Genomic DNA, 10,148 nt, shown 5'->3' with positions numbered 1-10,148 from the left:
GACGGGCAGGTTCTGGATGGTGAGGGACATGATGTAACTCCTTGGGGTGCTGGTCTGGTTTGGTTTAGAGAGCATCGGGTGTTGCGCTCGCAGTCATATACGCATGGGGTGTGCCAGCTCTCGTTCCAGCCCCGCGCCGCCTAATCAAGTCATTGAAATTAAAGGAAAAATCTATACGTACCCTGGCTCTCCCGCGGGCTGTTCCCGCCGTGGCGTGTCTGGCGGCGGCAAACACATGCCGAAGCGCCTGTCTGCAGCGCGCCGACACCCGGCGCCGGATGCAGCCGACCGGTGGCCTGGAGAAAGCTAGAATGTCCGCCTTGGCTTCAGGAGCGCGGGCATGAAGAACACCGAGGTGCAGGACGGCAAGTCTCCTTCCCAGCTGATCGACGAGAGAATCCGCGAGCTTGGCGACTGGCGCGGCGAAATGCTGGGCCGCATCCGCGCGCTGATCCGGGCCGCGGATCCGGACGTGGTGGAAGAGTGGAAGTGGCGGGGGGTTCCGGTGTGGTCGCACGACGGCATACTGTGCACCGGAGAGACATACAAGAACGTCGTGAAGATGACCTTTGCCAAAGGGGCGTCGCTGCCCGACCCTTCGAAAGTCTTCAACTCGAGCCTGGAAGGAAATACCCGGCGCGCGATCGATATCCACGAGGGCGAGGACGTCGACGAGAAGGCGCTGCGGGCGCTGATCCAGGCCGCCGTGGCGCTGAACCGGTCGAAGCCGCGGCGCTGAACCTGGAGCCGCGGCGAACCAGGCAAACGGTTCCCTCCGGCGTCACCTGGCAGGACCGCTGCCGGCGTTCCGCAGAATCTCGGTCAGCGCGTCGATATCGACCGGCTTGACGATATGCCCGTCAAAGCCGGCCCGGGCCGCTTCTTCCCTGATCCCGGGCTCGCCAAAGCCCGTCAGGGCATAGAAGCGGGTGTGGTGCAGGTGGGCATAGTCGCGAAGCTCGCGCACCAGCTCAAAGCCGTCCATGTCGGGCATGGCCAGGTCAATGAGCGCAACATCCGGCGTGAAGTCTTCCACGCTGCGCAGTGCCGTGACGCCATCGTAGGCAACCCTGACAGCGTGGCCAGTCATCTGGAGCAGCAGGCCCATGCTGTCGGCGGCATCGCTGTTGTCGTCGACGATCAGGAGGTTGAGTCCCTCGCGGGAACTGGCCAGCAGGGGCGGCGCCGGGGCGTGCGACTCGGTGACGACCGGCAGCCTGACGCGGAAGGTGCTGCCCAGGCCGATGCCCTGGCTCGACGCTGTGATCGATCCTTCGTGCAGTTCGATGATCGACCGGCAAAGCGACAATCCGATGCCGAGCCCGCCGGTGCTTGTCGTGCCCGGCTGGCTGCCCTGCACGAAAAGGTTGAACACGTCGGACAGGGCTTCCCGAGCAATGCCACAGCCCTGGTCGGCAATGGAAATCTGTCCGATGCGGCCATTGACGCGGCAGCGCAGCGTGATCGTCGTCCCTTCCGGCGAAAACTTGGAAGCGTTGATCAGCAGGTTCTGCAGCACTTGCGCCAGGCGCGTGAGATCGCCAAAGACGTGGAAGTCCGGGTTCCCAGGCTGCATGTCGATGCGCTGCAACCTCGCGTCGAGTTCCGGCATGCTGGCCTCGATGGCGGCCGCGATGACCTCGCGGATGGAAATCACCGACCGGCGCAGGTCCAGCTTTCCGGCTGCGATGCGCCCGACGTCCAGCAGATCGTCCACGAGCCGCGTGAGGTGCCTGAGCTGGCGAGCCACGATACCGAGATTCGCCCTGACCAGCGCCTCGTTGCCGGGCTCCCGCTCCATGATGGAGGTGGCGCTGTACATGGGCGCCAGCGGGTTGCGCAGTTCGTGGGCCAGGGTTGCAAGGAATTCCTTCATGCGCTGCGCGGAAGCTTCGACCTCTTCGAGCTTCTTGCGCTCGCTCATGTCGCGGGTCACCTTGGCGAAGCCGCGCAACTGCCGATGCTCGTCGTGGATTGCCGTGAGCGTGACACTGGCCCAGAACAGGGAGCCGTCCTTGCGGACACGCCATCCTTCGTCCTGCACGCTGCCGTGCTCGCGGGCTATCTGGATCAGCCGTTCCGGCTTGCCGGCCGCGATATCCTCGGGCAGATAGAACGCGGAAAAGTGCCGGCCCACGATTTCGCTGCTCCGGTAGCCCTTTATCTGCGCGGCGCCGGCATTCCAGCTCACGACATGGCCATGCGGATCGAGCATGAAAATCGCATAGTCCTTGACGTTCAGCACCAGCAAGCGGAACGTCTCGTCGCTTTCCCGCAGTTTTGCCGCGCTTTTCATCTGCTCGGTCATGTCCCGCGTGATCTTGGCAAAGCCGATGACTTCGCCTGCTTCGTTGTGCAAGGCGGTGATCAGGTCGTCGGCCCAGAACCGGGTGCCGTCCTTGCGGACGCGCCAGCCTTCGTCTTCCAGGTGGCCATGCCGCCTGGCCAGCTCCAGTTCCTTGCGCGGCCAGCCGCGGGCGATCGCTTCCTCGGTATAGAAGCGCGAGAAATGCGAGCCAATGATCTCACCCGCCTCATACCCCTCGATGCGCTGCGCACCGCGGTTCCAGCTCATGACCGTGCCGTCCGTATCGAGCAGGAAGATTGCGTAGTCGGAAATCGTCTCGACGAGCGTACGGAAGATATCGTGCCGTTCAGGCGCGGGGCTGGGGGTGGGGCCGGGGGTGGGGCTGGCGGGGCCGGATGCCGACATGGCGGGGACGCGGTTGGAACTCTCGCCATAGTGACCGAAAGCGCGGCGGTCTGCTGTCGGGTGCGATCCTACAATGCGCGTTCCACGGCGAGGCGGTTCAGGATGCGAGGGGCGGGTGATGCCAAGATCGCTCGCCTGTGAAAGCTCGCTGGCAGGCCCCCGCGCCGGCTACCGCCGCCCGCCGCCACCCCGTCCGCCAAACCCGCCGCCACGCGCGCCGCCACTAAAGCCCCCACCCCGGCCTGAACCCGACCCGAGGCTGGATCGCCCGCGATTGACGTCGCGCTGTACAGCACTGCCGCCACCGCCCACGCCCTGGAAGCCGTTGTCGCGGCCACCGGCCGCGTCGCGCCCGCGAAAGCCGTCGCGGCCCGCGGCGCCGGCGTTGCTGCGGCCAAACTTCTCGCGCGTGGCATTGTCGCGGTAGGCAACCCCCTGACGGTGCCGCGCGTCATGCTGCCAGCGGTCGCCCTGCAATTTGCTGGCGTCGAAGTTGCGGTCGATGTTCCTGGCCTTGTGGTGCTCCACATGGACGCCGCCGTTGTTCCAGTCGCAGTTGCCGAAGATCGCGGCGGCCGCGGCCAGGCCGATGCCAAATGCGATGCCGCTGCCGACCGCGCTTCCGGGGTAATAGGCGCCATAGGGCGGCCAGTAGTAGTATGGGTAGCCCGCATAGCCCCAGCCGCCGTAGACGATCGCCGGGTCGTACACCGGCACGTAAACCACGTCCGGATTGGCTGGTTCGATGCGCACGATGGTCTGCGGTGCGCCGGCTGCGCCAGCTGATTCCACGGTCACGGTCTGCTGCGGCCCCGACTCCAGGTGGCCAGCCTGCCGGGCGCGCACGCGCAGGCGCTGTATCGCATCGAATACGTCCTTCTGCTGGGCCAGAAAGGCATCGCCCAGCTTCTGGGTCCAGTCGAGCTTGTCGCTCATGGGCTCCAGGATCTGCGGGAACGCCACCAGCGACTTCACGCTGACATCCCATGATTCGCCCTGTACCGCCTTGATTGCCGCGTCGCCCTTGAGATCCGGATGCGCCTTGAGCCAGCGCGCGGCGAGGGTGACTTCCAGCGGATAGGTCGATGCCATCAGGACCTGGGAGAGCAGGGGATCGGGGTAGAGCGCGATCGGCGCGACCATGGCCTCGATCTCCTCCGCCTTGTAGGGCGCGGGCTCTCGCTGTGCCTGCGGCGTCGCCGCGCCAGGCATCGCGGGCGCCTGCCCGGCCGCAGGCGGCCCGGCAGTCTGGCATGCCGCCAGCAACAGCACGGCGCAACACGCTGTGGTGAGGACGCGCGGCTTCATGGCGACACCTTTTTCCAGCCGGGCGCCGGGTCGAAGGTCTGCGTGGCAGCGGCCTTGCGGGCGCTGTCGGGCCCAAGGTCGCGCTGGTAGACCTGTCCCTTGTGGTTGACGATGAAACTCATCACGCCGGTGTCGCCGTAGCTCACCGGCCATGCGATGACAGCGAAGCCGCCGAACAGCCTGCCGTCGACCATGTAGTTCAACGCGCCGCCGTCACTGTGCGGCCCTTGCCCGGTCAGCAGTTTGTACTGGTAGCCGTGATAGCCCTCCTTGCTGGCATTGCGCTCGCCGGCGTCGCGGAAGGCGGGGCCAAGCGGGCTAGGCGGCTCCTGCGGGCCGGTCGGCCAATAGAGCCCGTCATGCCTGCCGGGTGAACTCGCGAGCGTGCTGGCATAGACCATCCGCTTCTCGTCATCGTGGGTGGTCTGGGCGTACTCGTCCTGCGCGTCGCAAATGGCCTGCATGGTCTGGATCACGGCGAGTTCGTTCCGGCCGATGCGGCGCACGCGCATTTCGCGGGCGCCGGCCTGTGTATCGAACTGCCATCCCTTGGCGGACCTGACCAGCGGCACGGGCAAGGTCCAGCCATCCTTGCCCACGGCGATGACCGCGCGCTTGCCGGATTGCTGGACGCTGTGCGAGACCGCCCAGGCACTGGCGAAGCGGTCCCGGACACCCGCGCCTACCGGCGGGATGATGTCGCGGTAGTTGGCCCCCAGCATGCTTTTCATCGCGGCTTCGTCATTGTCGCGGACCGCCTGGCCGAAGGCGTTCATGGCGGCGTCGGGCGTGTCGAAGTACTGCGCCGCGACGGCAGTTGTCGCAGTGAGGCCGAGCAGGCAGGCGCAGCCCAGTGCGGCGATGGATTGACTCAGGTTTCCCGCCTGTCTTTTCATGGTTCACCCAATGGTTGCGAATACGGAGCCGGCGGTTGCCGTCTCACAATAGCAGCGGCACGCCGATCAGCTGAACCAGGTGTGCTGGGCAAGACCTTCCGGTGCCGGAATGAGCGCCAGCACGACCGCCGCAAGCACCGGGGCAAAAGGCTTCCAGTCAGCACGCATGCGACGCTCCCTTTGCAAAACCTTCACTGTGCTAAGGTTTATATGACCTTTTCGGCGGAAACGCCAGTATGGCGCCGGCGGCGCCTGCGACCGGGGCAAACAATGGGACTGGTACGCTTGAGCATCGAAGGACGCCCCGTCGAGGCGCCCGCCAATTGCTCCATCCTGCAGGCGTTCGTGCATGCCGGCGAAACGCTGGTGGAAGGCGTCGGCTGCATGGGCCAGGGAGTATGCGGGTCGTGCCGCGTCATGGTGCGCCGCAGCGGCGAGCCGGACGTGAAGACTGCGCTGGCCTGCGAAACGCTGGTCGAGGACGGCATGCAGGTTGCCTTCCTGGATTACTTCACGGAATCGGAACGGCACGTCTACCGCATGGAGGAGACCGGCGACAGCTGGGACGCCCTGCGCACCATCGCCAACGTGTTTCCGGAGGCAGCGCATTGCCGGCACTGCAGCGGCTGCGACCGCGCTTGCCCGAAGGGCCTGGAAGTGCAGGAGGGCGTGCGCAGCGCGGTGGAAGGCAGGCTGACCGCGGCGAGCCATGTCTTCGACGAATGCGTCATGTGCAACCTGTGCACGCTGGCCTGTCCCGAGCATATCCGCCCCAACCATCTCGGCCTGTTCGTGCGGCGCATGATCGCGGCGCAGACGCTGCGCCCGGCCAACCTCATGCTGCGATTGCAGCAGATCGAAAGCGGCGAGATGGCAATCGACTTTGACGCGCCAGGGGCGCGGCCACCGGTCTGAAGGGGCACGATCATGCCAGCCGGCATTCCTTACGAAGACGCGCTCAGCCGTTACCGCCCCGGCTTGGCGCCAAAGGTACGCAGCGACGATACCTCCGTTGACGAGTTGCTCAAGGGCTACCACCCCGACCACGGGCCCAATGCGCGCGTGCCGCTGGTGGTCGGCGTCAACCGCGGCGACCCGTGCCAGCCGGATCTCGCGCGCAGCCTGCAGGCCAATGCGCTGATCGACGACGTCGACATGGCCGGCGCGCAGCTGGTCTCTACCGATGTGCTGGTCATTGGCGGCGGCGGTGGCGGGTGCGCAGCCGCGCTCACCGCAGCCGGACAGGGCGCGCAGGTGATCCTTGCCACCAAGCTGCGCCTTGGCGACAGCAATACCGTGATGGCAGAAGGGGGCATCCAGGCGGCCATAGGCGAGGACGACAGCCCGCAGCTGCATTTCGAGGACACCTTGCGCGCCGGGCACTTCCGCGGCGACCCGGAGCTGGTCGCGCAGATGGTGATGGATGGCCCCGACGTGATCCGCTGGCTGATCCGGCTGGGCATGATGTTCGACCAGGAAGAGGACAGGCCTTTCGGCGGCAACCTGATGCGCAAGAAGCCGGGCGGCGCCTCCGCCGCGCGCATCCTTTCGTACCGGGACTACACGGGCCTGGAGATGATGCGCGTACTGCGCGAGGCGGTCGACATGCAGGCTGGCGTGGCGGTGTGGAACCGCTGCCCGGTGGTCGAGCTGCTGTCCGACGAGCGCGGCCGCTGCGCCGGGGCCGTGATCTACAACCTCGAATGGCGCACGTTCGTGCTGGTGCGCGCGCGCGCCGTGATCCTGGCCACGGGCGGGGCAGGGCGGCTGCACCTGAACGCGTTCCCGACCTCGAACCATTACGGCGCCACGGCCGACGGACTGGTGCTCGCCTACCGGCTCGGAGCGCGCCTGCGCGAACTCGATTCGTTCCAGTACCACCCGACCGGCATCGCCTACCCGCCGCATCTTGCCGGCGGCCTGATCTCGGAAGCGGCGCGGTCGGCCGGCGCCAGGCTGCTCAACGGCGAGGGCGAGCGCTTCGTCGACGAACTGAAGCCGCGTGACGTGGTGGCATCGGCCATCCTGCGCGAATGCGCGCAGGGGCGCGGCATTGTCCGCGGCGCACAGGTCGGGGTGTTCCTCGATACCCCGACGCTGGAAATGGAAAACCCCGGCATCCTTGCCAAGCGGCTCGTCACGCTGCGCCATCTCGCCAGCAAATGCGGCCAGGATGCTGCTCAGGAGCCGTTCCTGGTCTACCCGACCTTGCACTACCAGAATGGTGGCGTCGCCATCGACAAGAGTGGCGCGACCAGCGTGCCGGGCCTGTACTGCGTTGGCGAAGTCACGGGCGGCATCCATGGCCGCAACCGGCTGATGGGAAACGCGCTGCTGGACATCCTGAGCATGGGCAGGCGGGCCGGCGCCAGCGCGGCGCAGGAGCGGGGAGGCCTGATGGCTGCGCGTGCAGGCATCGGCCATGTGCATGCGTGGCAGCGCGAACTGACGCTGGCCGGGCTGCCGCTGCACGTCAAGGCGCCCCAGCTCTTCCCGGGGTATGCGCATTTCGACGTGCGCGTCGATGCCGGGCTGAACGCTGGCGCCCGTGGCCGGGCGGTCGGCGGGATGCGGTGAACGGTCCATGGACCGCGCGATGGATACCTTGAATCAGGTTCTCCTCAAGCCGGACATCCGGGTCGGCGCCAACCTGGACGCCTGGCTTGCGTGCGGCGGCGGAGAAGGCCTGGCCACGGCGCTGCGCGATCCAGGTGCCATCCTCGCCATCATCGAGCAGGCGGACCTGCGCGGCATGGGCGGCGCGGGCTTTGCCACGCATCGCAAATGGGCGCCGGTGGCCGCCGCGGCGGATGCCGACAAATACATCATCTGCAACGGCAACGAGGACGAGCCGGGCACGTTCAAGGACCGGTTCCTGCTGGAGCACACGCCGCACCAGGTGATCGAGGGCGCGCTGGTCGCCGCGGCCGCGACCGGGGCCAACCATGTGGTGCTGTACGTCAATCCGCACCAGCCGCTGTCGCTCGCGATGGCGCGGGAAGCGGTGCAGCAGTGGCAGGCGCATGCACTGTTCGCCGAGCTTGCCCGAGTGGTTGGCAGACCGGTATCGCTCAGCGTGGTGCCGAGTTCGGGCCTGTATATCGGCGGCGAGGAAACCGCGGTGATCGCAAGCGTCGAGGGCGGATTCCCGTTCCCGCGCCGCAAGCCGCCTTTCCCAGCCCAGCACGGCGTGCACGGCGCGCCGACGGTCGTGAACAACACCGAGACGCTGGCCCATGTGCCGGGCATCCTGCGCCACGGGGCGCAGTGGTACCGGGACCTGGGAATCGGCAATGCCGCGGGCACCAAGCTGTACTCGCTCTCGGGCGACGTCCTGCGGCCTGGCTTGTATGAACTGCCGATGGGGACCAGCCTGGAGACACTGGTGTTCCGGCATGGCGGCGGGATGCTCCAGGGCAAGGAGTTCAAGGCGGTGTTCACGGGCGGCCCGTCCAATACCTTGCTGACCAAGCGTGACCTGGACGTGGCGCTGGATTTCGACTCGGTCCGGCAGCGGCACTCGCGCCTGGGGACCGGGGCCATGATCGTCGTCTCGGAAGGCACCAGCATCGTGCGCAAGGTGGCTGAATATGTAGGCTTTTTCGCGCAGGGTTCGTGTGGCCAGTGCCCGCCATGCAAGGGCGGGACCTTCCAGATGATGCGAGTGCTCAACCGGATCGATACGGGTCGCGGCGTGCGCGCAGACCTGGAAGCGCTGGAGAACCTGTGCCGTATCCTGCCCGGCAGCGGGCGCTGCGGCCTGATCGACGGCGCCGTGACGGTGGTGGACAGCTCGCTCCACCAGTTCCGGGAAGAGTACGAGGCGTTACTGATGGCTTAGCGTGGGAAAGCATCCGATGCGGGAGCAGGGTGGCGAAGCGGCGACATCCCACGGCGGGCGCCCTGTTGCGCCACGGCAATAGCGTCTAGAATTCGCGAATCATCGGACACGAAGCGATGCGCGGATCATGAATCTCCTCGTCGACGCCGTGCTATTCCTTGCAGCCGCCCTCGTCGCCGTGCCGATCTCGGTCAGACTGGGGTTCGGCTCCGTGCTGGGCTATCTGGTAGCCGGCGTGGCGATAGGGCCTTCCGTGCTCGGCCTGGTCGAAGAGGTCGACCCGGTCTTCCATGTCTCCGAACTCGGTATCGTACTGATGATGTTTGTCATCGGTATCGAAATGGATGTTCGCAAGCTATGGAAGATGCGCCAGTCCATTTTCGGCTACGGCGGGATGCAGGTGGCGCTGTGCGCGGCGCTGCTGGCGGCTGCATTCATCGGCTTCGGCGTGAACTGGCGCGTTGGCATTGCCGCCGGATTTGCGCTGTCCCTGTCGTCCACGGCGATGGTCATCGCGATCCTGGAGCAACAGGGCCTGATGCATACGCGCCTTGGCCAGACTAGCTTCGGCATCTTGCTGTTCCAGGACATCGCCGCGATTCCGATGATCGCGCTGTTGCCGCTGCTGTCCCCGATACCGGATGCCCACAGTGCGAACGAGGGCTGGAGCCTTGCCCTGAAGGCATTGGCCATGCTCGCCGCCGTGATCATTGCCGGCAGCTTCGCGTTGCGCTATCTGCTGCCTTTCATCAAAAAGAGCGGCACCCGGGACACGCTGACGGTATTCGCGCTGCTCTGGGTGATTGGCATTGCGCTGCTCATGCACAGCGTGCACCTGTCGATGTCGCTTGGCGCGTTCCTGGCCGGCGTGCTGCTGGCCGGTTCCGATTGTCGCGAGGAAATCGAGGCGGATATCGCGCCATTCAAAGGCGTGCTGCTGGGCTTGTTCTTCATGGCGGTTGGCATGTCCATCGACTTTGGCGTGCTGGCAAGAAATCCGCTGCTGGTCGCGGTGCTGGTCTTCCTGCTCGTGGGTACCAAGCTGGGGGCATTGCTGTACCTGGCAAAGCGGTTCCAGGTGCCGCAGCGGGAACGTTTGTATTTCGCGATCCTGATTTCCCAAGGCGGCGAGTTCGCGTTTGTAGTCATGGCTGCGGCCGAGGAAGCCCGCCTGGTAAATGGAGAGCAAATGTCGATCGTGACCGCTGTGGTCGCGCTGTCCATGGCTGCCACGCCGCTCCTGTTAATGGCCCAGCGTGGCATGGTGCGACGGAAGCTGGGCGAGGAGCACGGGGCGGCGGAGAAGCCCTGAGGTCCGCTACCTCACGCGATTGTCCAGCCGGTTTTGAAAGGTCGTCCCGCCAGCTCAATTCAAATGTCGGCACGGGCG

Annotated in this window: 8 protein-coding genes; 5 read left to right on the top strand and 3 right to left on the bottom strand. The window is 66.2% G+C overall.

All coding sequences use genetic code 11. The annotated features are described in order from the left end of the window. The first annotated feature begins 340 nt into the window (after positions 1-340). Positions 341-739: a DUF1801 domain-containing protein gene (locus AC3FNH_RS32180; protein ID WP_488722958.1), complete on the top strand. Its 399-nt coding sequence runs from the start codon at positions 341-343 to the stop codon at positions 737-739. 42 nt (positions 740-781) lie between these two features. Here the strand turns inward: AC3FNH_RS32180 and AC3FNH_RS32175 are convergent, their stop codons facing one another. From AC3FNH_RS32175 to AC3FNH_RS32165, 3 genes are all read right to left on the bottom strand, one after another. Further along, positions 782-2,713: a PAS domain-containing hybrid sensor histidine kinase/response regulator gene (locus tag AC3FNH_RS32175; protein ID WP_488722957.1), complete on the bottom strand. Its 1,932-nt coding sequence runs from the start codon at positions 2,711-2,713 to the stop codon at positions 782-784. Between the two features lie 168 nt (positions 2,714-2,881). Next, positions 2,882-4,021 (bottom strand): DUF3300 domain-containing protein, encoded by a 1,140-nt coding sequence (locus AC3FNH_RS32170; RefSeq protein WP_488722956.1) that lies wholly within the window; start codon positions 4,019-4,021, stop codon positions 2,882-2,884. Beyond that, positions 4,018-4,917, bottom strand: a complete 900-nt coding sequence (locus tag AC3FNH_RS32165; RefSeq protein WP_276101519.1) for a DUF2950 domain-containing protein — start codon at positions 4,915-4,917, stop codon at positions 4,018-4,020. The genes AC3FNH_RS32170 and AC3FNH_RS32165 overlap by 4 nt, the downstream gene beginning before the upstream one ends. 276 nt (positions 4,918-5,193) lie before the next feature. Here AC3FNH_RS32165 and AC3FNH_RS32160 point away from each other — a divergent pair, with 276 nt between their 5' ends. The 4 genes from AC3FNH_RS32160 (at position 5,194) to AC3FNH_RS32145 (ending at position 10,070) form a co-directional block, all read left to right on the top strand. After that, entirely contained in the window at positions 5,194-5,832 is a 639-nt protein-coding gene (locus AC3FNH_RS32160; protein ID WP_276103228.1) for a 2Fe-2S iron-sulfur cluster-binding protein, read from the top strand. A gap of 12 nt (positions 5,833-5,844) precedes the next feature. Further along, positions 5,845-7,494, top strand: coding sequence for an FAD-binding protein (locus tag AC3FNH_RS32155; protein ID WP_488722955.1), 1,650 nt, complete (start codon positions 5,845-5,847; stop codon positions 7,492-7,494). Positions 7,495-7,513: 19 nt separating this feature from the next. Further along, a complete protein-coding gene (locus AC3FNH_RS32150) occupies positions 7,514-8,758 on the top strand; it encodes a complex I 51 kDa subunit family protein (protein WP_488722954.1) in 1,245 nt (414 codons plus the stop codon). A gap of 127 nt (positions 8,759-8,885) precedes the next feature. Continuing rightward, positions 8,886-10,070, top strand: a complete 1,185-nt coding sequence (locus tag AC3FNH_RS32145) for a monovalent cation:proton antiporter-2 (CPA2) family protein (protein ID WP_488722953.1) — start codon at positions 8,886-8,888, stop codon at positions 10,068-10,070. The last annotated feature ends 78 nt before the right edge of the window (positions 10,071-10,148 follow it).

The sequence above is a fragment of the Cupriavidus sp. 22TCCZM01-5 genome (assembly GCF_057798915.1).
This window is presented reverse-complemented; position numbering and strand designations above follow the sequence as displayed.